This is a genomic window from Caballeronia sp. INDeC2, assembly GCF_023631325.1.
In the GTDB taxonomy this organism is placed as follows: Bacteria; Pseudomonadota; Gammaproteobacteria; order Burkholderiales; family Burkholderiaceae; genus Caballeronia.
This window is the reverse complement of record NZ_JALQDG010000003.1, coordinates 419,888-445,350: the sequence shown is the minus strand read 5'-3', so window position 1 is coordinate 445,350 and position 25,463 is coordinate 419,888. Positions and strand designations below refer to the sequence as shown.

Below are 25,463 nucleotides of genomic sequence, written 5' to 3'. Positions count from 1 at the left end.
ATTCGAAATCGCATGCCGCCGGCGTGAATCGGGAGAATTGCATGAAGGGAAATCTGGTCATCGTGTGCCGGGATCAGGACGCAGAAACGTTCGACCACCTGCTCGCCGAGTACGGCTCGTTTCAGACGCGGCTTTCGTCGACGGCGTGGTTCCTGAAGATCGATCTCGCGCCCGAAGTGATTCAGGAGGAGATCCTCTCGCGGCTCGGCAAGTACACGACGCACTACATCTTCGAGGCGTCGACGGTGACGTACAACACGGTGGACAGCGAAGCGGCATCGGCGCTCGACACGCTGTTCGACTGACGCCGCCCCCCGTTGACGATCGAGCGCGCCGCTACAGCACGCGCTCCTCGTGCTGCGGGCCGGTGCGGCGCTCTTCCACCGGCTGCGTGGCGATGTCGAACGGAAAGGTCATCACGACCTGCAATCCGCCCTCGGCACGATTGCCGATCTCGCACTCACCGCCCACTCGCCGCGCGAGCCGCTCGACGATGGCGAGTCCGAGCCCGCTATGGCCACTGCCGCCGCGCGCCGGATCGAGCCGCACGAACGGCCGGCTTGCCTTGATGAGATCGTCCGGCTCGATGCCCTTGCCGTGATCGGACACCGACAACACCCAGCCCTTTGCTTCCCGCCGCGTCTCGATGACGACCGGCGGCGCACCGTACGCATGCGCGTTGTCGAGCAGGTTCGACAGCAGCCGGTCGAGCGTGGCCGCGGGCAGCGCGAAAGCCGGCCCGGCCTGGAGTTTCAGGCGAATCAGCTGCGCGCCCGGCGACACCGCGCGATAGGCCCGCGCGATCCGCTCGCATTGTTCGTCGACGGGAACCGGCTCGCTGCCGTCCGGCCGATCGTGCGCGAACACGAGGAACTGATCGACGATATGCGCCATGGAATCGACGTCGCGCACGACGCCGTCGCGCATCTTTTCGTCGTCCATCATTTCGGCGCGCAGGCGCAGGCGCGCGAGCGGCGTCTTGAGATCGTGCGCGACGCCCGCGAGCATCACGGCGCGGTCGCTCTCGGTCTGCGAGACTTCGCGGACCATCTGGTTGAAACCGTGCGTCAATTGCCGCAACTCGCGCGGGCCGCGCTCGGGCACCGGCGGCGTCGGCTGGCCGCGCCCGAAGCGCCCGACCGCCTGCGCGAGCGAGCGCAGCGGATATTGCAGTTGCCACGCGCCGAACAGCGCGGCAAGCACGGCCGTCGAGAAGATCAGCGCGAGCCACACGAGCATGCGGTCGCGTGAGCGCGGCGGGCGCAGCGGCTGCACCGGCACGACGATCCAGCCCGAATCCTTCACGCCGTGCACCCACACGCTCGGCGGGCCGCCGGGATCGTTCAGGCGCACGTCGGTGCCGTCGGGGAGACGGTCTTTCAAATCCTCGACGAAGCGCTGCAACGGCGGAGGCATGTCCTCGTCGGGCGGCTTCGGCACCTCCGCACTTGCGAGCGGAACTACCCGCACGCGCGGCGGCAAAGGCTGATCGGGCGTGTTGGCAATGTGCTGACGAACCGCTTCGACGAGGAAAACGGCTTCCTCCACGGCGAAGCGCGTCTGCACGTTGTCCCGCTCGAAGCGGATGATCGCGAACCACGCAACATGCGACAGCACCAGCATACCGATGACGATGACGACCAGCCGGCCGAACAGTGTGTCAATTGCCCGGCGCATTTTGCTCGCCGTCCGGCACGAACACGTAGCCGCGCCCCCGCACCGTCTGGATGAAGCGCGGCGCCGAAGGATCCGTCTCCAGGATGCGGCGCAGGCGCCAGACCTGCACGTCGATGCCGCGGTCGGTGCCGTCGTATTCCGGGCCGTGCAGCAGTTCGAGCAGGCGCTCGCGCGTGAGCGTGCGCATCGGGTTGTTCACGAAGATCTTGAGCAGAGCGAATTCGCTGCCGGACAGCGTCAGCGGCTTGTCGTCCTGTTGCAGCGTGCGCGACTGAAAATCCAGCCGGAAGCGGCCGAACGCATACGGCTCGCGCTGCTCCGGCGCGGCGGACGGAATCGTGCGGCGGCGGCGCAGCACGGCCTGCACGCGCGCCAGCAGTTCGCGCGGATTGAACGGCTTGCCGAGGTAATCGTCCGCGCCCAGTTCGAGGCCGACGATCCGGTCCACGTCGTCCGCGCGCGCGGTCAGCATGATGACCGGGATATCGTCGCCGGACGCGCGCAACTGTTTGAGCGCAGTCAGCCCGTCGACACCCGGCATCATCAGATCGAGCACGATGAGATCGGGCCGCTCGCGTTCGATGCGGCGTTCGAGTCCACCGGCGTCATGCAGCACCGACACTTCGATGCCCTGCCGGACCAGATAGTCGCGCAGAAGGTCGCGCAGTTCGGCGTCGTCGTCGACGACAAGTATTTGCGTAGTCATGAGATGAAGTTTAGCGCGTGAGTCCGACCTCGATTGATGACAGCCATGCCATAAGGGTTACCGGGTGTTACGACGAAAGCGGGGCGTAAACCGGCGTAACAAGCCTGAACCGTGCCGTAACACGCGGGCCGCCGCGAACCCCTACGCTGTGTCTCACCGACAAGCGCAAGACCTCGACACACCATCCGATACGTCGATCAAGGCCTCGTGGCTTCGGCATCGAAAACAATCAAGGGAGTATCAAGATGGCCAAGCAATATCGCATTCTCACCGCCGCCGCTGCTGCAATCGCGCTGACGTTCGGCACGGCCTACGCGGCCACGAACGACGCGCCGCCCGCAGCGCCCGCCAGCGGCCCGGCCATGATGGGCGGCCACGGCGGCCCCGGCGGCCACCGCATGGAAATGCGCATGCAGAAGCAATTGGACGAGCTGCACGGCCAGTTGAAGCTGAATGCGGACCAGGAAAAGCTCTGGCAGACCGCGCTCACGACGATGAAGCAGAATCATCAGGCGCTGCGCGAGAGCCACAAGCAGATGCGCGACCAGTTCAAGTCGATGGAAAGCCAGCCGATCCTCGACCTGAACGCGATGCACGCGGCGCATCAGAAGATCGAGGCGCAGAACGCGCAACTGCGCGAGCAGACCGCGACCGCGTGGCTCAATTTCTACAACGGCCTGAACGACCAGCAGAAGACGACCGTCAGCACGGCGCTCAAGAAGCACTTCGCGAAGATGCGGGAGCACGAGCACAAGATGCATGAACGCTGGGGCAAGCACCGCGGCGGCCCAGAGGGTGCCCCGGGCGCGGCGGCGGGCGCATCGGCCACTGCAAAGCCCTAAGCGGCGGTTGCGGCAAATAAAAAGCCGCGGAGCATGGCGCTCCGCGGCTTTTTTTATCGCCGATGACGACTTACGCGAGGTCGAACAACAGCACCTCCGCGTTATCGCCCTTTTCCAGCGTGACCTTCGACACGTCCTCGAGCTTCGCGGCGTCGCCGGCGCCGAGCGCCTCGCCGTTCACCGTCACCGCGCCGCGCGCCACGTGCACATAGACGCGGCGGCCCGCCGGCACGTCGAAGTCCGCGCGCTCGTCGCCATTGAAGAGGCCCGCGAAGATCCGTGCGTCCGCGCCGATCGTGACCGAGCCATCCGTGGCTTCCGGCGACGCGATCAGACGCAGCCGTCCGCGCTTCTCATCGTCGGCGAAGCGCTTCTCCTCATAGCCCGGCGCGCCGCCCGGCGCATCCGGAATGATCCAGATCTGCAGGAAATGCGCGGTGTCCGTCGGCGAGCCGTTGAATTCGCTATGACGCACGCCGGTGCCGGCGCTCATGCGCTGCACGTCGCCGGGACGGATCGTGGAGCCGTTGCCCATGCTGTCGCGGTGCGCCAGCGCGCCATCGAGCACATAACTCACGATTTCCATATCGCGATGGCCATGCGCGCCGAAGCCCTGGCCGCCCGCGACGCGGTCTTCGTTGATCACGCGCAGCGCGCCGAAGTGCATGTGCTCCGGATCGTAGTAATCGGCAAAGGAGAAGCTGTGATACGAGTCGAGCCAGCCGTGGTTGGCGTGGCCCCGATCGTTGCTGCGGCGAATCTCGAACATGATGTTTGCTCCCGCCCGAGGCGTTGATTTGCGATGGAGAGAATGTAAGGGCGACGCCGCTTCGGAACAACGCGCCCAAAGGCACTACATCGTTCTACCCATGCACGTAATCGGACTCTTCCGGGTTCGCCCTCGCGCGCTCGCCGGCTTCGGGTAAAATACCGCGCTTTTCAGGGTGGCGACGGATGGCGACAGCCGCAATGGGCCGAGGCGTCAGGAAAACCGACAATCGCGAGCCCGCAATTTTGACCACATAGAATACCGACCGCTGGCCCAAAGCAGGCGCGAGCCGGAGAAAGACAGCCGAAACGCGCGGAAAAGCGCGCCGCCCGGCCGGGAAGAGACATGATTACATTCGTATCGCGCGCCGCTTTGTCGTCCACGGGTACGACCGCCGGGACGCATCGCGCGAACGACCGCCGCGCACCGCGCTCGTCGCACTCCATGCACGTTAGGCACCTTACCAAGGAATCAACATGTTGCAAGGCTACGGCCCGCTGATCCTCGCGGGCACCTGGCAGACCGTCAAGCTGGCGGTGCTGTCGCTCGTGTTCGCCTTTGTGATCGGCCTGATCGGCGCGGCGGCTAAGCTGTCGAAAAATCGTGTGGCGTCGGGCTTCGGCACCGTCTACACGACGCTCATCCGCGGCGTGCCCGACCTCGTGCTGATGCTCCTGCTGTTCTACAGCATCCAGATCTGGCTGAACCTCTTCACGGACGCGGTGGGCTGGGATCAGATCGACATCGATCCGTTCCTCGCCGGCATTCTGGTCCTCGGCTTCATTTACGGCGCGTATTTCACCGAAACCTTCCGCGGCGCGTTTCTCTCCGTGCCGCGCGGCCAGCTCGAAGCGGGCGCGGCCTACGGCATGACACCGTGGCAGACCTTCTCGCGCATCATGTTTCCGCAGATGATGCGTTTCGCGCTGCCGGGCATCGGCAACAACTGGCAGGTGATGGTCAAGGCGACGGCGCTCGTGTCGATCATCGGTCTCGCGGATGTCGTCAAGGCTTCGCAAGACGCGGGCAAGGGCACGCTGCGCTTCTTCTTCTTCACGTTACTCGCGGGCGCGATCTATCTCGCGATCACCACGATCTCGAATTTCGTGCTGATCTGGCTGGAGCGGCGCTATTCCATCGGCGTGCGCAAGGCCGACCTCTAATCGGTCCATTCAAGAGCGGCAGGGATCATGATCGAAATCATCCAGGAATACTGGAAGAACTACCTCTTTACCGACGGCTACCGCATCACCGGTCTCGCGATCACGATGTGGCTGCTCGTCATCTCCATTGGCCTCGGCTTTTGTCTGTCGGTGCCGCTCGCGGTCGCGCGAGTGTCGAAGAACAAGCTGCTGTCGCGCTCGGTGTGGCTCTATACGTACGTCTTTCGCGGCACGCCGCTCTACGTGCAGCTGCTGCTCTGCTACACGGGTCTGTACAGCCTGCAGGTCGTGCGCGATTCCCTGCCGCTCGCCGAGTTCTTCCGCAGAGGCATGAACTGCACGCTGCTCGCCTTCACGCTCAACACCTGCGCCTACACGACGGAGATTTTCGCGGGCGCGATCAAGGCGACGCCCTACGGCGAGATCGAAGCTGCGCGCGCGTACGGCATGTCGGGTTTCACGCTGTATCGACGGGTGATTCTTCCGTCGGCGTTGAGACGCGCGCTGCCGTACTACAGCAATGAAGTCATTCTGATGCTGCACGCGACCACCGTCGCGTTCACGGCGACCGTGCCGGACATCCTCAAGATCGCGCGCGACGTAAATTCGGCGACGTACAAGTCGTTCGAGGCGTTCGGCATCGCCGCCCTGCTCTATCTCTGCATTTCGTTCGCGCTCGTGTGGCTGTTCCGCCGCGCCGAGCATCGCTGGCTCGCTTATTTGCGGCCGCAAGGCAAATGAGACCATCGAGTCAGCCAAGGACCCTTCATGAATTCCCAGATGCACAAGCTTTTCGTCGACGATATTCACAAGCAGTACGGCAGCAACGAAGTCCTGAAGGGCGTTTCGCTCAAGGCGAAGGCCGGCGACGTGATCAGCATCATCGGTTCGTCCGGTTCGGGCAAGAGCACGATGCTGCGCTGTATCAACTTCCTGGAGCAGCCGAACCAGGGGCGCATCTTCGTCGACGGCGCCGAAGTCCGCACGATGAAGGACAAGACCGGCGCGCTGAAGGCGGCGGACCAGCAGCAACTGCGGCAAGTTCGCTCGAAGTTGTCGATGGTCTTCCAGCACTTCAACCTGTGGTCGCACATGAACGTGCTGGAGAACGTGATCGAGGCGCCCGTGAACGTGCTCGGGCTCTCGAAGAAGGAAGCGGAGGAACGCGCGCGTACGTATCTGGAAAAGGTCGGGCTCGCGCCGCGCGTGGAGAAGCAGTATCCGTCGCATTTGTCGGGCGGGCAGCAGCAGCGCGTGGCCATCGCGCGCGCGCTCGCGATGCACCCCGACGTCATGCTCTTCGACGAACCGACTTCCGCGCTCGACCCGGAGCTCGTCGGCGAAGTGCTGAAGGTCATGCAGACGCTCGCCGAAGAAGGCCGCACGATGATCGTCGTGACGCACGAGATGGCGTTTGCACGCAACGTGTCGAATCACGTCGTGTTCCTGCATCAGGGGCGCATCGAGGAGGAAGGCCATCCCGACGATGTCTTCGTCAACACGAAGAGCGAGCGCCTGAAACAGTTCCTGTCGGGTAGTCTGAAGTAAAGTTCGCGCTCGCAGCCGAGAGGCAGTTTCGGCAACCATCCACTCCAGAAAAGGCGCCCCAGAGGCGCTTTTTTTGCGTCCGGGCGCAGTTGCATCGGCCTCTTTCGCGCCCTTCGACGACCTAGCGCTACGACGCATGCGCGTCAATAGGCGACAAACCCGACTCTGAAACTTACATGACGCTAAAGCCCTGATGGGATAAGGGTTTGCGGGATGTTTCCCATCCTGTGGGTAGCGTGTCTACCACGTGGGCATTGCATTTTTGACACACACGCTCGCCGAACGTCAAATTTCTTTGGCGGTTATAACGTATTTTGTTAAATTGGTAACGAAAGTACCAAAACGAAGTACGCAAAAAGTAGTTTTACTTCAAAAGTCCAAAAGAAACTGAGGAACGGCACCGATCGACGGGTCGGCGTCAGGTTCGCGCCCACGACGCGCGAATCGCCACAAGCACCACAGCCCGCGTGTCCTTCCTCTGAAAACAATTTTCGGTTGGGTGCGCTCGCATCGAACCACACGGCAGCACTTGGGTTCTATTTCTTGACAGGGTTGGAGGAGATGATGAAGAAAGCTTTGCTCGCGTCGGCAGCACTGCTGACGTTCAGCGCGGTCGCGCACGCTCAAAGCAGCGTGACGCTGTATGGCCGCCTGGACGCGGGGCTCGAATATATGAACGGTGTGCCGACCGGTCCGGCCGGCGCGCCTGCCACCGGCACTTCGCACCGCTTCAAGGCGGAAAGCGGTGACTGGGGCACGAGCTTGTGGGGTTTGAAGGGCGTCGAAGATCTGGGCGGCGGCTACCGCGCCGTCTTCCAGTTGGAAGGCAGCTTCAACACCATGACGGGTCAAGGCCCGGGCGGCGGCGGTCTCTTCAATCGCTGGGCGACAGTCGGTATCGCGAACAACCAGTTCGGTACCCTGTTGCTGGGTCGCGAGCTCTTCATCGCGAACGGCGTGTGGGACTTCGATCCGTTCGGCCAGTCGAACTGGTCGTCGGCATCGCTCGTGCGTGGCCGCAACTGGCCGCAGTCGAGCAACAACATTTCGTACCAGTCGCCGAAGTTCGCGGGCCTCGACTTCTACGGTCAGTACTCGCTCTCCAACGCGACGAACTGGAACGGTAACGGCACGACGCCGCAAGGCCGTGAAGCTGGCGCGTACGTCACCTACACGACGCCGCTCTTCCAGATCCGCGGTATGTACGACGAAATCCGCAACCCCGCAAACGGCACGCTGGGCGGCGTGTACAACGCGATCGACGGCGGCACGGGCGGCAACGGCGTCTACGGCTACTCGCGCGAGTACACGGCGATGTTCAACGTGTTCCTCGGCCAGTTCAAGGTTCAGGGCGCTTACCAGGCAATCCGCAGCTCGGGCATGACGGGTCAGCTGCCTGGCCAGCCGACCACGCTCGATCACGAGTGGGGCGGCGTGACGTGGCAAGCAACGCCGGCGGCAGCGCTGATCGCCGCGGTCTACCACGTGAACGGCAACAACGGCGCGGGTAACGCGACCATCTACACGGTCGGCGGCTCGTACAACCTGTCCAAGCGCACCCTGCTCGATCTTCAGGTCGCGACGGTGCAGAACAGCAAGACCGCGAACTACGGCCTGAACGCCAACAACTACGGCTCGGCTGCTTCGACGGACAACCCGTTCCCCGGCCACAGCCAGACGGGCGTGTACGCAGGTATCCAGCACTCGTTCTAACCGGCGAGTCTGACCGAAGAGTCTTTTTAGAAGGTTTTCACGCTGCTGCGAGAGGCGCGTATCGGTGCGGTGCCCGAAAGGGTATCGCACCGTTTTTTATTTGGACGCGCGATTTTTCCCGACGGGCCTTGCTTAGCATGACGAACTTCGATGCGGAAGCTTTTTCGCTCGCACACGACATTTGTCAAATCGGCAATCAAAACTACAAAACTGCGCCTCCTAAAACGTAGTTCTACTTCACAATCTTTCAAAAAACCGAGGAACGACGCCAATCGCGGCTCGTCGCGACGCTTCGTCGCGCGCACCTTCGCGCGTGTCGTTCTCGATACCCGTGTTCGGCTCGATGCGCTCGCATCGAGCCAGACAGCAACCGTTGGTTCAATTTTCGACAGAGATTTGGAGGAGATGATGAAGAAGGTTTTGCTCGCTTCGGCCGCGCTATTGGCGTTCAGCGCTGCGGCGCATGCTCAAGGCAGCGTGACGCTGTATGGCCGTCTGGACGCGGGGCTCGAGTACATGAACGGCGTGCCGACGGGCGCCGGTCTGAACGGCGCGGCCACCGGCACGTCGCATCGCTTCAGGGCGGAAAGCGGCGATTGGGGCACGAGCTTGTGGGGCATGAAGGGAAGCGAGAATCTGGGCGGCGGCAACCGCGCCGTGTTCCAGCTGGAAGGCAGCTTCAACACCATGTCGGGTCAAGGTCCGAGCGGCGGCGGTCTCTTCAATCGCTGGGCAACGGTCGGTATCGCGAACAACCAGTTCGGTACGGTGCTGCTGGGCCGTGAACTCTTCATCTCGAACGGCGTGTGGGACTTCGATCCGTTCGGCCAATCGAACTGGTCGTCGGCGTCGCTCGTGCGTGGCCGCAACTGGCCGCAAACGAGCAACAACGTGTCGTACCAGTCGCCGAAGGTCGCGGGCTTCGACTTCTACGGCCAGTACGCGTTCTCCAACGCGACCAACTGGAACGGTAACGGCACCACCGCGCAAGGCCGTGAAGCGGGCGCGCAGATCACGTACACGTCGCCGATCTTCCAGGTGCGCGGTCTTTATGACGAGATCCGCAATCGGGCGGACGGCACGCTCGGCGGCGACTACGGCCTGAACAACGGCGCCTACTCGTATTCGCGCGAGTACACCGCGATGCTCAACGTGTTCCTCGGCCAGTTCAAGCTGCAAGGAGGCTATCAGGCGATCCGCACGTCTGGCATGACGGGTCAATTGCCCGGTCAGCCGACCGCACTCGATCACGAATGGGGCGGCGTCACGTGGCAGATGACACCGGCCGCGGCACTGATCGGCGCGGTTTATCACGTCAACGGCAACAACGGCGCGGGCAACGCGACCATCTACACCCTCGGTGGTTCGTACAACCTGTCAAAGCGCACCCTGCTCGATCTGCAAGTTGCAACCGTGCGCAACAGCAAGACCGCGAACTACGGCCTGAACGCCAACGATTTCGGCTCGTCCGCCGCGACGGACAACCCGCTCGCCGGCCACAGCCAGAGCGGCGTCTATGCGGGCATCCAGCATTCGTTCTGATCGGCGAAGCTAAACGCGCCTTAGCTTCAAAGAGAGAGTTTCACGCTACTGCGAGCGGCGACCGGCGGTGCGATCCAAACGCGGATCGCACTTTTTTTGGCCGAGAAAGCCCATGAAAAAGGCCGCCGATGTTCACATCGGCGGCCTTTTTCCTTGACGCGAGAGCGCGGCTAATCGCGCGCCATGCCCGACGCGCCGTGGCTCAGCCAGTCGAGCACGGCTGCGGCATCGTCATCGCTCGATTGACGCGCTTTCGCGACCGTCTCGCCGATCTTCGCGCCCGGCTTCGGCGCGGCCCGGCGAATCGCCACGCCGACCGCGAGAATGTCGATGATCACGAGATGCAGGATGCGCGAGATCATCGAAAGCTGCGACTCGCGAATCTCGATGTGATCCGTCTCCAGCGCCACCGTCGCGCGCTTGGCGAGCGGCGTGTTGCTCGACGTGATCGCAATAACCGTCGCGCCCTGTTGCATCGCCACTTCGAGCACGCGCAAAAGCTCGGGCGCCCTGCCCGACTTCGACACAGCCACGATCACATCGCCCTTGCCGAGCAGCGCCGCGGAGGCCGCCTGCATGTACAGATCGCCGTACGCGATGGTCGGAATGCCGAAGCGGAAGAACTTGTAGTGCGCGTCCTGCGCGACGATGTTCGAATTCCCGAGCCCGTAAAACTCGATGCGCCGCGCGCCGTTCAGGATATCGATCGCGCGCTCGACGTTTTCGAAGTTCAGATGCTCGCGTAACTGCAGGATCGCGGACACGGTGTTGTCGAGCACCTTCGCGCCGAAATCGGTGGCCGTGTCGCCGAGATGCACCTGGCTGTGGCTCACCGGAATCGTGCCGGTCAGGCCCGTCGCGAGCTTCAGCTTGAAATCGGACAAACCCTGGCAGCCGAGCGAGCGGCAAAAGCGAATCACGGTTGGCTGGCTCACGTCCGCCTTGCGCGCAATGTCGATGATCGGATCGTTGATGATCGAGCGCGGATGATTGAGCGCGAGATCGGCGACCCGCCGCTCTGCGGGCGTCAACGCATCTCGCATCTGACGGATGCGTTCGAACACCGCCGACGAACCGCTGTTCGCGCGATTCGACAGCTGCTCGGAGAGAATCGCGGACACGCCGAGAAACGCCGGATATTCCGCCGTGATGATGTACGTGGGAATGCCCGACAAATATTGCTGAAAGCGCCCCTTCGCTTCGAAACGCTCGCGAAACGGCGACTTGTGGAACAGTTCGCCGAGCTTCAGCACGATGCCGCCGCCGATATAGATGCCGCCCAGCGCGCCCAGCGTCACCGCGATATTGCCGGAGAACGTGCCGAGGATGGCGCAGAAGCAGTTCACCACTTCGAGCGCGAGCGCTTCACCCTGCAAGGCGCGGTGCGTGACGTCGGCGGCGCTGAAGTCGTCGGCGACCGTGACGTTGTCGCGCTCCGCCAGCGCCCGGTAGATCAGTTCGAGCCCTTGCCCGGCGCACACGCGCTCGAACGATACGTGCGGAAACTTGCGGCGCGCATAGCGCATCACGACGTCTTCGCGTTCGTCGAACGGCGAGAACGTGGCGTGGCCGCCTTCGCTGCCGAGCGCGATCCAGCGATCGTCCGCCGGAATCAGGCCCGACACGCCCAGCCCCGTGCCCGGCCCGAGCAGGCCGATCACGCTGTTCTGCCGGCGCGAGCCGCCGCCGACCTGCTCGCGCTGCGCATCGGTCAGGCCGGGCAGCGCCATCGCGAGCGCGGTGAAGTCGTTCACGACGAGCAGCGTATCGAAGCCGAGCGCACGGCGCGTCGCCTCGATCGAAAAGCTCCAGTCGTGATTGGTCATCTTCACGTGATCGCCGTCGACAGGATTGGCGATCGCGATCGCCGCATGATTGACGCGGCCGACCTTCGTGTCCTTCAGATACTGCTGCATCACCTCCGCGATGCCGGGGTAGTCGGCCCCCGGATACACACGGATCTGCCCGATCTCACCAGGCGCGGTCTCCAGCGCGAAGCGCGCGTTCGTGCCGCCGATATCGGCGAGAAGCCGCGGTCCGTCGGCGTGCTGAGTCGCGGTCTTATGCACACCAGTAGACATCGAGCTTCACTCCTTCAGCGTGGGCCAGCGTCGAGATGGCGTTCTTTTGCGGGGCGGCGAGCGCCGCGTTCAATACGTCGAGCTTCTTCTGACCGGCGATGAAGAGATACAACTGTCCGATCTGCTTCAGCGCCGACATCGACAAGCTCACGCGCGCGTGCGGCGCCGCGCCCGGATGCACGGCGATGAAGCGCTCGGGCGTCGAGATCGCGGCATCCCACTCGGGCGCGTCGGCGAATATCGAGGCCGTGTGGCCGTCCTCGCCCATGCCGAGCACGGCGACATCCGGCAGACGGCGGCGCGGATCGGCGTTCAATTCGGCGATGTGCGTTTCCAGCGGCTTGGCGGTGTCCACGAGCGGCAGAAAATACGCCGACGCGCCCGCGTTCTGCAACAGCGTATTGCGCACGAGCTGCGCGTTGCTCGCGGAATCGGCCTCGGGCACCCAGCGATCGTCGACGAGCGTCACGTCGATGTGCGCCCAGTCGAGGGGCTCGCGCGAAAGCGTCTGCAAGAACGGCTTCGGGCTCGTGCCGCCCGACACCGCGAGCGTGGCGTGAGCGGTTTGTCCCGTGGCGTCGGCCGATGCCGCGCCCCTCGCCGCCAAAGACGCTTTAAGCGCGTCGCTCACGGCTTTCGCCAGCGCGTCCGAGTGGGCGCGCGGATCGTCGAAAGTGCGAAGCTCGATCATTGCTCCTCCTGCTTGTTCTGGTTTATCGATCCGCTTGCTGCCCGGTCCATGGCAACGACGGGCGAAGCGGTCTCTTGTATTCCCCATGCTCGCCGCGCGCCTCTTACGGGCCGCGTCGGCGTCATGCCATCAGTTTTCTTCTTCGAGCCAGCACGTGCCGGCCTGCGCGAGCATCGCGCTCGACGCCGCCGGTCCCCACGTGCCCGCCGCGTAAGGCTTCGGCTTGTTCGTGCCCGATGCCCACGCATTCAGGATCGGCTCGACCCAGCGCCACGCCGCTTCCTGCTCGTCGCGCCGCACGAAGAGCGCGAGGCGGCCGTGAATCACGTCCAGCAACAGGCGCTGATACGCCTCCATCTGTCCTTCCTTGAAGAACTGATCGAACGCGAGATCCAGATGCACGCTCGCGAGATTCATGCCCTCGCCGGGCTGTTTCGCCAGGCAATACAGGCGGATGGATTCGTTGGGCTGCAACCGGATCACGAGACGGTTCGCGCCCGCGCGCAACGCGTTCGCGCCGAGCGCCGAATGCGGCACCGCGCGAAAATTCACGACGATCTCCGCGACGCGGTCCGCGAGCCGCTTGCCCGTGCGCAGGAAAAAAGGCACGCCAGCCCAGCGCCAGTTCTCGATTTCCACCTTCAGCGCGACGAAGGTTTCCGTCGTGCTGTCGGGACGCACCCCCGGCTCGGTCGCATATGCCGGCACCGACGCGCCGCGAATGACACCCGCATGATATTGCCCGCGCACCGCGACGCGGCTGATGTCGCGCTCGTCGATGGGCTTGAGCGCCCGCAGCACGCGCAGTTTCTCGTCGCGCACGGAGTCGGAGTCCATCGAGTGCGGCGGTTCCATCGTCACGATGGAAAGCAGTTGCAGCAAATGGTTCTGCACCATGTCGCGCAGCGCGCCCGTATTGTCGTAGAAGTCGCCGCGCGCTTCCACGCCCAGCTCTTCCGCGATCGTTATCTGGATGCTCTCGACCCACTCGCGGCGCCACAGCGGCTCGAACAGCGCGTTGCCGAAGCGCAGCGCGAGCAGGTTCTGCACCGGCTCCTTGCCGAGATAGTGATCGATCCGGTAGATCTGCTCTTCCTGGAAGATTTCGCCGACGGCGTCGTTGATCGCGTTCGACGATTTCAGGTCGTAGCCGAGCGGCTTCTCGAGCACGATGCGCGAGTTCTGGTTCAAGCCCACATCGGCGAGCGCGCGGCAGATCGGCACGAAGAGCTTCGGGCCGGTCGCGAGATAGAAGACGCGCGTGCCGTCGAATTGGGCGAGCACGTCGCGCAGCACGACGAAATCTTCCGCGCGCCCGAGGTCGAGCCCGACGTACTGAAAGCGGTCGAGAAAGCTGCGCCAGACGGCTTCGTCGAGACCTTCTTTGGACACGTGCGGTTTCACGTGACTCTCGACCCAGGCGCGGTATTCGGCTTGTTCCATGGCTTCGCGCGCGACCGACACGATCCTGCCCGACGGATTGAGCAGACCCGCGCGATGCGCCTCGAACAGCGCGGGCAAAATCTTGCGCATGGAGAGATCCCCGGTGCCGCCGAAGAGTACGAAGATGAAGTTCGAGTCGCTTTGCATGAGTCTGAACGAGGGTTCGAGAACTGGATGTGAGTCGAATCGGGGCGTGCCGCCCAATGAGACCACGATGAGCCCGTAGTCCGATAAAATTTTTTTTGACACTGAATTGTAGTTTAACTACAATCCAAATCAAGAGGAAATGTCATCGACCGAAAATTAGAGATGTCAACCAGACCCATCTGGAGACAGCTTTTTCCGGCCAGACGTTCTGTGCGCATGTTAACGGAGCCCGCGGCTTGCCGCTTTCTACGGAAGGCGTGCCTTGCGATTCCGGTGCGCCCGGCCTCGCGCCTCGTTGTCGAGCGGGCCCTTCGGGGCAAGGCTTGAACAACCGGGCAAAAATCAAAAGAGGAGACAGCCGTTGCGATTCAACCCACTCATCTCTTGAGAGCCGTGCGGCCGTACATCGGTCTGCCGGCCCGGCACGCTGCGTTCGTGGTGACTCGCGCTGCCCGCTTCCCCGCCGACACCGCCGATTTCCGGCCATCCAGTTTTACCGTTTTTTTGACAACCGCTTCTTACCCATGCTTCTGGCGGCATCGGGAGCCAATCGTTTCTTGTTCAGGTGTCTGGAGGAGATAAACAATGAAAGTCCGTAAGCTCATGGGCGCGCTGTGCGCCGCAGGTCTTCTGTGCGGCGCGACGGCGTCGGCGGTGCAGGCTGCCGAAGCCGTTTCCGTGCTGCACTGGTGGACGTCCGGCGGCGAATCCAAGGCTGTCGGCGTGCTGAAGGACGACATGACGAAGCAGGGTTACACCTGGAAGGACTTCGCTGTCGCGGGCGGCGCGGGCGCGGCCGCGATGACCGCACTGAAGACGCAGGTGATCTCGGGCAACGCGCCGTCGGCGGCGCAGATCAAGGGTCCGCTGATCCAGGAATGGGCAGAGCAAGGCGTGCTCGTGCCGATCGATTCCGTCGCGGGCGACTGGAAGAAGAACCTGCCGCCTGAAATCGACAAGATCATCCATGCGGACGGCCACTACGTCGCGGCGCCGTTCTCGGTGCACCGCGTGAACTGGCTGTACATCAACAAGGCCGCGCTGGACAAGGCCGGCGGCAAGGTGCCGACGAACTGGAACGAGTTCTTCCAGGTCGCCGACAAGATGAAGGCCGCGGGCATCATGCCGATCGCGATGGGCGGCCAGCCGTGGCAAGACCTGACGCTGTGGGAAGACGTCGTGCTGTCGCAGGGTGCGGACTTCTACAAGAAGGCGATCGTCGATCTCGACCAGAAGACGCTGACCTCGGACAAGATGGTTCAGGTGTTCGACACGGTCCGCAAGATCCAGGGCTACTTCGACAGCGGCCGCACGGGCCGTGACTGGAACCTCGCCACGGCCATGGTCATCAACGGCAAGGCCGGTATGCAGTTCATGGGCGACTGGGCGAAGGGCGAATTCGCCGGCGCGAACAAGAAGGCGGGTTCGGACTACATCTGCGCGCCGGTGCCGGGCACGGAAAAGGCCTATACCTTCAACGTCGACTCGTTCGTGTTCTTCCAGCAGAAGGGCCAGAAGGCCGCGACACCGGGCCAGCTCGCGCTCGCGAAGACCATCATGACGCCGGAGTTCCAGGAGCAGTTCAGCCTGAACAAGGGGTCGATCCCGGTGCGTCTCGGCGTGCCGATGGACAAGTTCGACGACTGCGCGAAGAAGTCCTACTCTGATGAACAGACGGCGATCAAGTCGGGCGGCTATGTTCCGTCGCTCGCGCACGGCATGGCTCAGGGCGACGCCGTCGCCGGCGCCATGACCGACGTCGTGACGAAGTTCATGAATTCGTCGCAGGATTCGAAGAGCGCGGTCGCCGCGCTCGCGAACGCCGCCAAGACGAAGTAAGGCAGTTTCCGCCCGGCGCGCGCGCCCATGCGCGCGCCGGGCGGCGCAAGACGAAGCAGGACTGCATCTGTAACGTCGCATCTTTCAGCGCCAGCAGGCATTCGCCACAGAAGCGCAAATCAGTGCACCTAAACGCACGAAAGCGCCGGCGCATCTTCCAGGAGTCGAGTCGTGACTGCCTCCATCACCGCGGACAAAAAGCCGCAAAACCCGCCCCGTCGCGCCTCACCGACGGCGGCATTCGCCGATCGCCTGATTCCGAAGCTGGTGCTCGCTCCCAGCGTCGTGATCGCGCTCGTTTTCGTCTACGGCTTCATCGCCATTACCGGGTATCTGTCGCTCTCGGAATCGCGGCTCATGCCGCGCTACGATTTCGCGGGCTTCGACCGTTATCGACAGCTCTTCGCCAACGACGTCTGGTGGACTTCCGCCGCCAATCTCGGCTGGTTCGGCATTCCGTTCATCGCGATTTGCGTTTTCCTCGGCCTTTTCCTCGCGATCCTTCTCGACCAGAAGATCCGCAACGAAGGCGCATTGCGCGCGATCTTCCTCTACCCGATGGCGCTCTCGTTCATCGTGACGGGCACCGCGTGGCAGTGGATTCTGAACCCCGGCCTGGGCCTCGAAAAAGTGTTCCACGACTGGGGCTGGACGAGCTTCTCGTTCAACTGGCTGGGCGACCCGGACAAGGCGATTTTTTGCGTCGTGATCGCGGCCGTTTGGCAATCGACTGGCTTCGTGATGGCGCTCTTCCTCGCCGGCCTGCGCGGCGTCGACAGCGAAATCTTCAAGGCCGCGCAGATGGACGGCGCGGGTTTGCCGACCATCTACCGCAAGATCGTGATTCCGAGCATGCGGCCGGTGTTCTTCTCCGTGCTGCTGATTCTCTGCCACATCACGATCAAGACCTTCGACCTCGTCGTCGCGTTGACGGCGGGCGGACCGGGCACGTCGTCGTCGCTGCCTGCGATCTTCATGTACACGTTTTCGTTCAACCGCGGTCAGTTGGGCGTGGGCGCCGCATCGTCGATGATGATGCTCGCCACGGTCGTCGCGGTGCTCGTGCCGCTCATGTATCTCGAATCGAGGAGCACCCGCAATGCAGCCTAAGATGACCTTGAGCCGCGCCGTCATCTACGCGGTGCTCATCCTGTTCGCGCTTTACTTCCTGTTCCCGATCTACGTGATGCTGTCGACGTCCTTCAAGGATCTCGACCAGCTTCGCACGGGCAACCTGCTCACGCCGCCGACGCACGTCACCTTCGCGCCATGGGTCAAGGCATGGCAGGAAGCGTGTACCGGCGTGCGCTGCGACGGCATGCAGCCGTTCTTCATGAACTCCGTGCGCATGGTAATTCCGGCCGTGCTGATCTCGTCGTTCATAGGCGCGTTCAATGGCTATGTGCTCACGCACTGGCGCTTTCGCGGCGCGGACGGCCTGTTCACGATGCTGCTCGTCGGCTGCTTCATCCCCTTCCAGGCGATTCTTCTTCCGATGGCGCGCCTGCAAGGTTTTCTCGGCCTGTCGAACACGACGACCGGCCTCGTGCTCGTCCACGTGATCTACGGCATCGCGTTCACGACGATGTTCTTCCGCAACTTCTACGTGAGCATTCCGGCCGAGCTCGTGAAGGCGGCGCGCATCGACGGCGCGGGTTTCTTCACGATCTTCACGAAGATCCTGCTGCCGGTGTCGCTGCCGATCTTCATGGTGTGCCTGATCTGGCAATTCACGCAGATCTGGAACGACTTCCTGTTCGGCATCGTGTTTTCGGGGGTGGATTCCATGCCGATCACGGTGGCGCTGAACAACCTGGTGAACACGTCGACGGGCGTGAAGGAATACAACGTCGACATGGCGGGCGCGATCATCGCCGCATTGCCGACGATTCTCGTCTACATGATCGCCGGACGTTATTTCGTGCGCGGGCTGACGGCCGGCGCGGTGAAGGGTTAACCGGACAACAAGCGGGCGTTGTCCGACAGAGATATAGAGGATTCACATGGCAAGCCTTTCCATCCGTGACGTGTACAAGACCTACCCGAACGGGGTGCCGGTTCTCAAGGGCGTCAACATCGACATCGAGGACGGTCAGTTCCTGATCCTCGTCGGCGGCTCGGGCTGCGGCAAATCGACCTTGCTCAACATGATCGCGGGTCTCGAGACCGTGACGCGCGGCGACATCATGATCGACGGCAAGACGGTCAATAACCTCTCGCCGAAGGATCGCGACATCGCGATGGTGTTCCAGTCCTACGCGCTCTACCCTTCGATGAGCGTGCGCGACAACATCTCGTTCGGCCTGAACATCCGCAAGGTGCCGAAGGACGAGCAGAAGAAGATCGTCGATCGCGTATCGGAGACGCTGCAGATCGGTCATCTGCTCGATCGCAAGCCAGGGCAACTGTCGGGCGGTCAGCGTCAGCGCGTCGCGATGGGCCGTGCGCTCGCGCGCGATCCCGTGATGTTCCTGTTCGACGAGCCGCTCTCGAACCTCGACGCGAAGCTGCGTATCGAGATGCGCTCGGAGATCAAGCTGCTGCATCAGCGCCTCGGCACGACGATCGTCTACGTGACGCACGATCAGATCGAAGCGATGACGCTCGGCGACCGCATCGCGGTGATGAAGGACGGCATCGTGCAGCAGTTTGGCGCGCCGCAGGAAATCTACGATTCGCCGTCCAACCTCTTCGTCGCGGGCTTCATCGGTGCGCCGCCGATGAACTTCATCGGCGGCAAGCTCGTCGAAGCGGGCTCGGGCGTCGGTTTGCAGCTCGATACCGGCATCGCGCAGAAGGTATTGAATCTGCCGTTCGACGCGGGCCGTCTGCGTGGCAACGTCGGTCAGGACGTGATTCTCGGCCTGCGCCCCGAGCGCATCACCGATTCGCGCAGCGCGCACGACGTGTCGGATTCGAGCCTGCAGCCGGTGGAGGTGCGCGTCGACGTGATCGAGCCGACCGGCCCGGACACGCTCGTGTTCGCGCAGGTGAACGGCAAGCGCATCGTCTCGCGCGTGCACCCGGCGTCGAATCCGCAGCCGACGTCGAACATGACGCTGCTGTTCGATGTGTCGAAGGCCGTGTTGTTCGATCCGCAGACGGAAGAACGGCTGGCTTGAGTTTGCTGTTTGATCGATGTCAGACGCCACGGTCAGCCGTGGCGTTTTTTTTTACGGGGTGGGGTCGGTTCGGATCGTCTGGGCTTTCGCCGGATCCCGTTTGCATGTCGAAATCAGGCCATCCAAAGAAGCCCGACACATTCACCGGCCAAGCATTAGTCATTGAACGTGCCTGACAGGCTCCAGATCGGCGCGATACCCGCTGTGCTCCATTGCAGGCACAATCGGCGTTTTGCATTTCGATTGGCCCGCCCCGCATGACACTTCTCACCTCGCATCCCGAACTCGCCTGGACTCCGTCGGACGCACCCGACCCCTTCATCGGCCTCGAAGCGCTCGACGACGCCCGCGTGCAAGCCTGGGTCGATAGCCAGAACCGCCGCACCGAAGCCGCATTCGGCAACACGCCCGAAGCGCGCGCGCTCGCCGAAAGGCTCGAAAAGGCGTACACGTCGCAGGATCGCATCATGTCGTGCTCGCGCTATGGCGACTGGGCCTACAACACCTGGCAGGACGACGCGCATCCGCTCGGCATCGTGCGCCGCACGCCGTGGAGCGCATGGCTCGCGGGCGCGCCGGTCTGGGAAACGATCCTCGACGTCGACGCGCTCGACCTCAACACGGACGAGCGCGACGACACCCGCTGGGCGCTCGCCGACTTCGACATGCTCTACCCCGATTACGATCGCGCGCTCGTGAGCCTGTCGCCGGGCGGCTCGGACGCATGCACGGTGCGCGAGTTCGATATCGCGTCGAAGCGCTTCGTCGCGGACGGTTTCGTGCTGCCCGATGTCGGCAAGCACGATATTTCGTGGATCGATCGCGACACGGTCTATGTCGGCTGGGACGACAGCAAAACGAACCCGCGCCCCGCCCTTACGACATCGGGCTTTCCGCGCGAGTCGCGGCGCTGGAAGCGCGGCACGCCGCTCGCCGATGCGCCCGTCGTGTTCGAAGGCAACCGGCGCGACGTGTCGGCGGGCGTGGACTACGATCCGCTCGAAAAGCTGCATCTGGCCTCGCGCGCAGTGACGTTCTACGACACGCTCAATTACTGGCTCGATGAGAAGTCGAACGAATGGCGCCAGTACGACCTGCCGGCGCATGCGGAAATCGAGCACTGGAACGGCTGGCTCTTCGTGACGCCGCGCAAGTTCTGGAACGCGGGCGGCCGGCGCCACGCGCCCGGCACACTGACTGTCATCCGGCGCGACGCGTTTCTCGCGGGCTCGCGCCAGTTCACCGCGCTCTTCACGCCGTCCGAGCGCCTCGTGCTCGCGGGCATCGACTTCACGAAGCACTGGCTGATCGTCTCGCAGATGGACGACGGCGCGCCGCGCGTCACGCTGCTGCGCCCGCCCATAACACCCGTCATGCCCGACGAGGCGTGGCAATCGCGCGACTTCGCGCTGCCGGACGCGAGCCAGTCCTGGGTCGATTCCGTCGACAGCGAGCGCGACGACACGGTGCTCATCCACGTCGAGCACTTTCTGATGCCGCCGTCGCTGTATCACGCGGATCTCGCGAGCGACACGCCGTGGCAACTGCTCGCGCGTCTTCCCGCGCAGTTCGATGCGACGGGCCTCTCGGCCGTGCGCCGCCACGCGATCGCGCAAGACGGCGAGCGCATTCCCTACTGGCTGATCGGACGCGACGTCGACACGCGCACGGACGCGCGCCCTTGTCTGCTCTACGGCTATGGCGGCTTCGAAGTCGCGCTCGATCCCGGCTACGACGCGACGACCGGCATCGCGTGGCTGGAGCGCGGCGGGCTTTACGCGGTCGCGAACATTCGCGGCGGCGGCGAGTTCGGCCCCGCGTGGCATCAGGCGGCGCTGCGCGAGAATCGCCAGATTTCCTTCGACGATTTCAACGCGGTGGCCGAGGCGCTCATCGTTTCGGGCGTCACCACGGCGAAGCAACTGGCGATCCGCGGCGGCAGCAACGGCGGCCTGCTCACGGGTGTCTGCATGGTGCAGCGGCCCGAGCTTTTCGGCGCGGTGCTGTCGGAAGTGCCATTGCTCGACATGGCGCGCTTTCACTTGCTGCTGCAAGGCGCATCGTGGATCGACGAATACGGCGATCCCGACGACGCCGGCGATCTGCGTCATCTGATGGCCTACTCGCCGTATCAGAACGTGAAGGCGGATGTCGCGTATCCGCCGGCGCTTTTCACGTCATCGACGAGCGACGATCGCGTGCATCCCGGCCACGCGCGCAAGATGGCGGCGAAGATGCAGGCGCAAGGTCATGCGAACGTCTGGTATCAGGAAACCGGCGAAGGCGGCCACGGCGCGGGGGTCGAGCCGGAAGCGGTCGCGCAGGCGGAAGCGGCCGCGTTCACGTTCCTCGCATCGACGATCGGGCCGCTCGTCTGACGAGTCGGTGCTCTTGTCGCGAAACAGTCCGTTTCGCGCGTGAAAGGCAGGGAAATTTCGGATTCGAATTCCATCGATACATCGGCCCGCCTCGGACAAATATAGTGACAAGCATTCCTTGTTGCAGCACGTAAGCCGGTTTCGTCGACAAAACCGGCAAGCGAGTAAAGCCAGCGTTGTGGAGCGCGGGCCCGGCAAACAGGGAATATTCACTGACCGAAGCAACCCGATCGGAACACCTTTGACCCTGGCTCACCCGATCATCGACACGAGGACATTGCTTATCGACCCCTGCCGCAGTCCCACATGAACGGTCTTTCACCTTTTGACCCAAGGATTCGACCGATCTCACATAAAACGGCCTTCGACTCGGTACACACCTTTGACCCAGGCGTACTCCTGCAAGGACCCAATGAGCATCAAGTTCCGACCTCGCCCTCGCGCGAGGTTTTTTCTTTTGCGCGGACGGAAAGCGCGGCGCTCAGACTTTCACGGGCACCGCATGCGAGCGCAACACGAGCGTGCGCCCGGCGAAGGTCAACACGCCGGATACGCCGATCACGATGCCCATGCCGTGCGGCGATACATCGTGAAAAAGCCCGACCGCGAGGCTCGCGAGCGCGCCGAGCGCAAGCTGCATCGCGCCGAAGACGGCGGCGGCCGCGCCCGCGTTGCGCGGATAGCGGTGCATCAGCTCGGTCGTGCAATTGGCCGACAATAAGCCGACCACGCCGACGACGAAAAACAGCGTCGCGACAATCGACCACAAGCCGCCCCAGCCCGTCAGCGACACGAGCGCGACCGCGAGGGCCGCCGCGATACTCACGAACGACGCCGCGGAGATCATCTTCATTGCGCCAACGCGGCCGACGAACTTCGTGTTGAGCACATTCCCCGCGATGATCCCGACGATGTTCAGCCCGAACAGCAGCCCGTAGTACTGCGGCTTCACGTGGAAATAATCGATATAGACGAAAGGCGTCGCGGTGATGTACGCGAACATCGACGCGAACGCCATGCCGCCGCACATCATGTGTCCCCAAGTGACGGCATCGGTCAGCAGATGCCCATACGCGGCGAACGACTTGCCGACCGCCGCGCTCGCGCGCTTCTCCTTCGGCCAGGTTTCGGGCACGCGCAGAAAGGCGGTCACCGCGCAGGTCAGGCCGAAGAGCGTGAGCGCGACGAACACGACGCGCCAGCCGCCGAGCAGCAGCAATTGCCCGCCGATCAACGGCGCGAGCAACGGCCCGATCGACGTGACGATGGACAGCATCGACAGCACGCGGGCGGCGTCGGTCGGTTCGTGCGCGTCGCGGGCGATGGCGCGCGCGAGCACCGATGCCGCGCCCGCGCCGAGCGCCTGCAGAAAGCGCACGAGGACGAGCGCATCGATGGAAAGCGCCGCCGCGCAACCGATGCTCGCGAGCGCATACAACGCGATGCCGCCGAGCAGGACGGGCCGGCGGCCATAGGCGTCGGACATCGGGCCATAGAGCAGCATGCCGAACGAGAAGCCGAACATGAAACTCGTGAGCGTGCTTTGCGCGGCCGCCGGGCTCGTGCCGAACGAGGCGGCGAGCGAAGGCAGGCTCGGCAGATACATGTCGATCGACAGCGGGCCGCACGCAGCGAGCGCGCCGAGCAACAAGATCAGCCGGCCATCGGGCCGGCGACGGATGGTGTCGGACATGGAGTTCGCAGAAGGGGATGTGGATGCGACGCGGCTTCGCGCCGCGCGAGCGATCATTGTACGCGACGCCCCGCCGCGATCCGGCCCTGTTCGCCTGCTTGCGATAAGCTCATCGTTCGCTTGGTTCTCTTTTCATCGATCCGATGACCGCCTTTCTGCTGATCTGGAGCCCCAAAAAGTGGCCGTGGCCCGAGTTGCCCGACTTCGCGCGGCGCGTGGCCACGGGCGAAGCCGTCGCCGACGTGTGGGGCTGCGGGACCGCGCGCGGGCTCTTGCCGGGCGATCGCGTGTTCGTGCATCGCGTGTCGCAGGAACCGAAGGGCGTGTTCGCGTCCGGCTGGGTGACGCGCGCGCCGTACGAAGTGCCCGACGCCGAAGCCAAGCGCGGCTATCGGCTGTGCATCGACTTCGTGTACGACTGGCTCGTCGATGCGCACGAAGAGGTCGTCGTCACGCGCGACGAATTGCGGGCGCATCCGTTCTCCGTGCAGACGTGGGACGCGCAGATGTCCGGCACGCTCATCAAGCCGATGGCCGAGGGCGCGCTGGAAAAGCTCTGGACCGAGCGAACCGGACGGCGCTCGCGGCCTCCCGCGCCGTCCGCGCCCGCGATGCCCGGCGAAGCGAGCGTCCGCGTCACGCGCAAACCCGCGAAACGAGCACCCGCGACCTAGGCGCGACACCGCCCGTTTGCAACGACTCCGGTACAATTTCAGCAACGTTTCTTCGCGCCGGACCGCGTCCTGCACGCCGCGCTCGTCGCCGCTCGAGCCGGTCCGCCCTTCGCGACTCCCCGCTTCCATTTTCAGCGCAGGCCCTCATCCATGTCCAAGAATCAAGTTCTCTTCGAACGCGCCCAGCGAACCATTCCCGGCGGCGTGAATTCGCCGGTGCGCGCGTTCCGCTCGGTCGGCGGCACGCCGCGTTTCATCGAGCGCGCGCAAGGCGCCTATTTTTGGGATGCGGACGGCAAGCGCTATATCGACTACATCGGCTCGTGGGGCCCGATGATCCTCGGCCACGTCCATCCCGAAGTGCTCGAGGCCGTGCAGCGCGTGCTCGCGGACGGCTTTTCCTTCGGCGCGCCGACGGAAGCCGAAATCGAGATCGCCGAGGAAATCTGCAAGCTCGTGCCGTCGATCGAACAGGTGCGCATGGTGTCCTCCGGCACCGAAGCGACGATGAGCGCGCTGCGCCTCGCGCGCGGCTTCACGAACCGCAGCCGCATCATCAAGTTCGAGGGCTGCTATCACGGCCACGCGGACAGCCTGCTCGTGAAAGCCGGTTCCGGCCTGCTGACGTTCGGCAATCCGACGTCTGCGGGCGTGCCCGCCGACATCGCGAAACACACGACCGTGCTCGAGTACAACAACGTCGAGCAGCTCGACGAAGCGTTCAAGGCGTTCGGATCGGAAATCGCGTCGGTGATCGTCGAGCCGGTCGCGGGCAACATGAATCTCGTGCGCGCGACGCCCGAATTCCTCAACGCGCTGCGCGAGCGCTGCACCGAGTACGGCGCGGTGCTGATCTTCGACGAAGTGATGTGCGGTTTCCGCGTCGCGCTCGGCGGCGCGCAAGAGGTCTACGGCATCAAGCCGGATCTCACGTGTCTCGGCAAGGTCATCGGCGGCGGCATGCCGGCGGCGGCGTTCGGCGGACGGCGCGACATCATGGCTCATCTCGCGCCGCTCGGCGGCGTGTATCAGGCAGGCACGCTGTCGGGCAATCCGATCGCCGTGGCCGCGGGCCTGAAGACACTGCAACTGATCCAGCGCCGCGGTTTCTACGACGATCTCGCCAAGCAGACGCGCAAGCTCGTCGACGGCCTCGGCGCCGCTGCTCGCGATGCGAAAGTGCCCTTCTCCGCCGACTCGATCGGCGGCATGTTCGGCCTGTATTTCATGGACCGCGTGCCGGGCAGCTTCGCGCAGATCCAGCAGGGCGACACGCAGCGCTTCAACGCGTTCTTCCACGCGATGCTCGACGCGGGCGTGTATTTCGCGCCCTCGGCGTTCGAGGCGGGCTTCGTGTCGAGCGCGCACGACGACGCCGTGATCGACGCGACCCTCGACGCCGCGCGCGGCGCGTTCGCGTCGCTCGCCGCCTGAC

At 63.9% G+C, this 25,463-nt stretch carries 22 protein-coding genes; 14 read left to right on the top strand and 8 right to left on the bottom strand.

The annotated features are described in order from the left end of the window. Positions 1-41: 41 nt before the first annotated feature. The gene (locus NCS28_RS03705) at positions 42-305 is read left to right on the top strand and encodes a double-stranded DNA-specific endonuclease (RefSeq protein ID WP_061179460.1); all 264 of its coding nucleotides are present in this window, start codon (positions 42-44) and stop codon (positions 303-305) included. 31 nt (positions 306-336) lie between these two features. Here the strand turns inward: NCS28_RS03705 and NCS28_RS03700 are convergent, their stop codons facing one another. Beyond that, a complete protein-coding gene (locus NCS28_RS03700) occupies positions 337-1,677 on the bottom strand; it encodes an ATP-binding protein (RefSeq protein ID WP_250512521.1) in 1,341 nt (446 codons plus the stop codon). Beyond that, positions 1,661-2,383 carry a response regulator gene (locus NCS28_RS03695; RefSeq protein ID WP_250512520.1) on the bottom strand — a complete coding sequence of 241 codons (723 nt, stop codon included), beginning with the start codon at positions 2,381-2,383 and terminating at the stop codon, positions 1,661-1,663. The genes NCS28_RS03700 and NCS28_RS03695 overlap by 17 nt, the downstream gene beginning before the upstream one ends. Positions 2,384-2,628: 245 nt before the next feature. Here NCS28_RS03695 and NCS28_RS03690 point away from each other — a divergent pair, with 245 nt between their 5' ends. Further along, positions 2,629-3,225, top strand: coding sequence for a Spy/CpxP family protein refolding chaperone (locus tag NCS28_RS03690; RefSeq protein WP_250512519.1), 597 nt, complete (start codon positions 2,629-2,631; stop codon positions 3,223-3,225). 70 nt (positions 3,226-3,295) lie between these two features. Here the strand turns inward: NCS28_RS03690 and NCS28_RS03685 are convergent, their stop codons facing one another. After that, positions 3,296-3,994 carry a pirin family protein gene (locus NCS28_RS03685; protein ID WP_250512518.1) on the bottom strand — a complete coding sequence of 233 codons (699 nt, stop codon included), beginning with the start codon at positions 3,992-3,994 and terminating at the stop codon, positions 3,296-3,298. 476 nt (positions 3,995-4,470) lie between these two features. Between NCS28_RS03685 and NCS28_RS03680 the strand changes: the two genes are divergently transcribed. The 4 genes from NCS28_RS03680 to NCS28_RS03665 all read left to right on the top strand — a co-directional run bounded on the left by NCS28_RS03680 (position 4,471) and on the right by NCS28_RS03665 (position 8,418). After that, positions 4,471-5,157, top strand: coding sequence for an ABC transporter permease (locus NCS28_RS03680; protein ID WP_250512517.1), 687 nt, complete (start codon positions 4,471-4,473; stop codon positions 5,155-5,157). A 27-nt stretch (positions 5,158-5,184) separates the two neighbouring features. Beyond that, positions 5,185-5,898: an ABC transporter permease gene (locus NCS28_RS03675; RefSeq protein ID WP_250512516.1), complete on the top strand. Its 714-nt coding sequence runs from the start codon at positions 5,185-5,187 to the stop codon at positions 5,896-5,898. 27 nt (positions 5,899-5,925) lie between these two features. Continuing rightward, positions 5,926-6,705, top strand: coding sequence for an ABC transporter ATP-binding protein (locus tag NCS28_RS03670; protein ID WP_284504739.1), 780 nt, complete (start codon positions 5,926-5,928; stop codon positions 6,703-6,705). A 564-nt stretch (positions 6,706-7,269) separates the two neighbouring features. Then, on the top strand, positions 7,270-8,418 hold the full coding sequence (locus NCS28_RS03665) for a porin (protein ID WP_250512515.1): 1,149 nt from the start codon (positions 7,270-7,272) through the stop codon (positions 8,416-8,418). Between the two features lie 26 nt (positions 8,419-8,444). Here NCS28_RS03665 and NCS28_RS03660 read toward each other — a convergent pair whose 3' ends face one another. After that, entirely contained in the window at positions 8,445-8,690 is a 246-nt protein-coding gene (locus NCS28_RS03660; protein ID WP_250512514.1) for a hypothetical protein, read from the bottom strand. 136 nt (positions 8,691-8,826) lie between these two features. On the opposite strand from NCS28_RS03660, the gene NCS28_RS03655 reads away from it, so the two are divergent. After that, entirely contained in the window at positions 8,827-9,960 is a 1,134-nt protein-coding gene (locus NCS28_RS03655; RefSeq protein ID WP_250512513.1) for a porin, read from the top strand. A 170-nt stretch (positions 9,961-10,130) separates the two neighbouring features. On the opposite strand, the gene NCS28_RS03650 is transcribed toward NCS28_RS03655, so the two are convergent. The 3 genes from NCS28_RS03650 to zwf all read right to left on the bottom strand — a co-directional run bounded on the left by NCS28_RS03650 (position 10,131) and on the right by zwf (position 14,322). Beyond that, positions 10,131-12,041, bottom strand: coding sequence for a bifunctional transcriptional regulator/glucokinase (locus NCS28_RS03650; RefSeq protein WP_250512512.1), 1,911 nt, complete (start codon positions 12,039-12,041; stop codon positions 10,131-10,133). Then, positions 12,022-12,732 (bottom strand): 6-phosphogluconolactonase, encoded by a 711-nt coding sequence (gene pgl / locus NCS28_RS03645; RefSeq protein WP_250512511.1) that lies wholly within the window; start codon positions 12,730-12,732, stop codon positions 12,022-12,024. Before pgl ends, NCS28_RS03650 begins: the two co-directional genes overlap by 20 nt. Positions 12,733-12,861: 129 nt before the next feature. Next, entirely contained in the window at positions 12,862-14,322 is a 1,461-nt protein-coding gene (gene zwf / locus NCS28_RS03640) for a glucose-6-phosphate dehydrogenase (RefSeq protein ID WP_250512510.1), read from the bottom strand. Between the two features lie 585 nt (positions 14,323-14,907). Here zwf and NCS28_RS03635 point away from each other — a divergent pair. The 5 genes from NCS28_RS03635 to NCS28_RS03615 all read left to right on the top strand — a co-directional run bounded on the left by NCS28_RS03635 (position 14,908) and on the right by NCS28_RS03615 (position 21,661). Next, positions 14,908-16,161 carry an ABC transporter substrate-binding protein gene (locus tag NCS28_RS03635; RefSeq protein ID WP_250512509.1) on the top strand — a complete coding sequence of 418 codons (1,254 nt, stop codon included), beginning with the start codon at positions 14,908-14,910 and terminating at the stop codon, positions 16,159-16,161. A 171-nt stretch (positions 16,162-16,332) separates the two neighbouring features. Continuing rightward, the gene (locus NCS28_RS03630; protein ID WP_250512508.1) at positions 16,333-17,271 is read left to right on the top strand and encodes a carbohydrate ABC transporter permease; all 939 of its coding nucleotides are present in this window, start codon (positions 16,333-16,335) and stop codon (positions 17,269-17,271) included. Then, positions 17,261-18,118 carry a carbohydrate ABC transporter permease gene (locus tag NCS28_RS03625; RefSeq protein WP_250512507.1) on the top strand — a complete coding sequence of 286 codons (858 nt, stop codon included), beginning with the start codon at positions 17,261-17,263 and terminating at the stop codon, positions 18,116-18,118. Before NCS28_RS03630 ends, NCS28_RS03625 begins: the two co-directional genes overlap by 11 nt. Positions 18,119-18,164: 46 nt before the next feature. Beyond that, positions 18,165-19,283: an ABC transporter ATP-binding protein gene (locus tag NCS28_RS03620; RefSeq protein ID WP_250512506.1), complete on the top strand. Its 1,119-nt coding sequence runs from the start codon at positions 18,165-18,167 to the stop codon at positions 19,281-19,283. Between the two features lie 257 nt (positions 19,284-19,540). Further along, complete coding sequence (locus NCS28_RS03615) at positions 19,541-21,661, top strand: prolyl oligopeptidase family serine peptidase (protein ID WP_250512505.1); 2,121 nt, start codon at positions 19,541-19,543, stop codon at positions 21,659-21,661. Between the two features lie 481 nt (positions 21,662-22,142). Here the strand turns inward: NCS28_RS03615 and NCS28_RS03610 are convergent, their stop codons facing one another. Further along, on the bottom strand, positions 22,143-23,354 hold the full coding sequence (locus NCS28_RS03610) for a Bcr/CflA family multidrug efflux MFS transporter (protein WP_250512504.1): 1,212 nt from the start codon (positions 23,352-23,354) through the stop codon (positions 22,143-22,145). 143 nt (positions 23,355-23,497) lie between these two features. Here NCS28_RS03610 and NCS28_RS03605 point away from each other — a divergent pair, with 143 nt between their 5' ends. Both NCS28_RS03605 and hemL read left to right on the top strand, forming a co-directional pair. Continuing rightward, positions 23,498-24,028 (top strand): hypothetical protein, encoded by a 531-nt coding sequence (locus NCS28_RS03605; RefSeq protein ID WP_250512503.1) that lies wholly within the window; start codon positions 23,498-23,500, stop codon positions 24,026-24,028. 150 nt (positions 24,029-24,178) lie between these two features. Beyond that, a complete protein-coding gene (gene hemL / locus NCS28_RS03600) occupies positions 24,179-25,462 on the top strand; it encodes a glutamate-1-semialdehyde 2,1-aminomutase (RefSeq protein ID WP_250512502.1) in 1,284 nt (427 codons plus the stop codon). Position 25,463 lies beyond the last annotated feature (1 nt).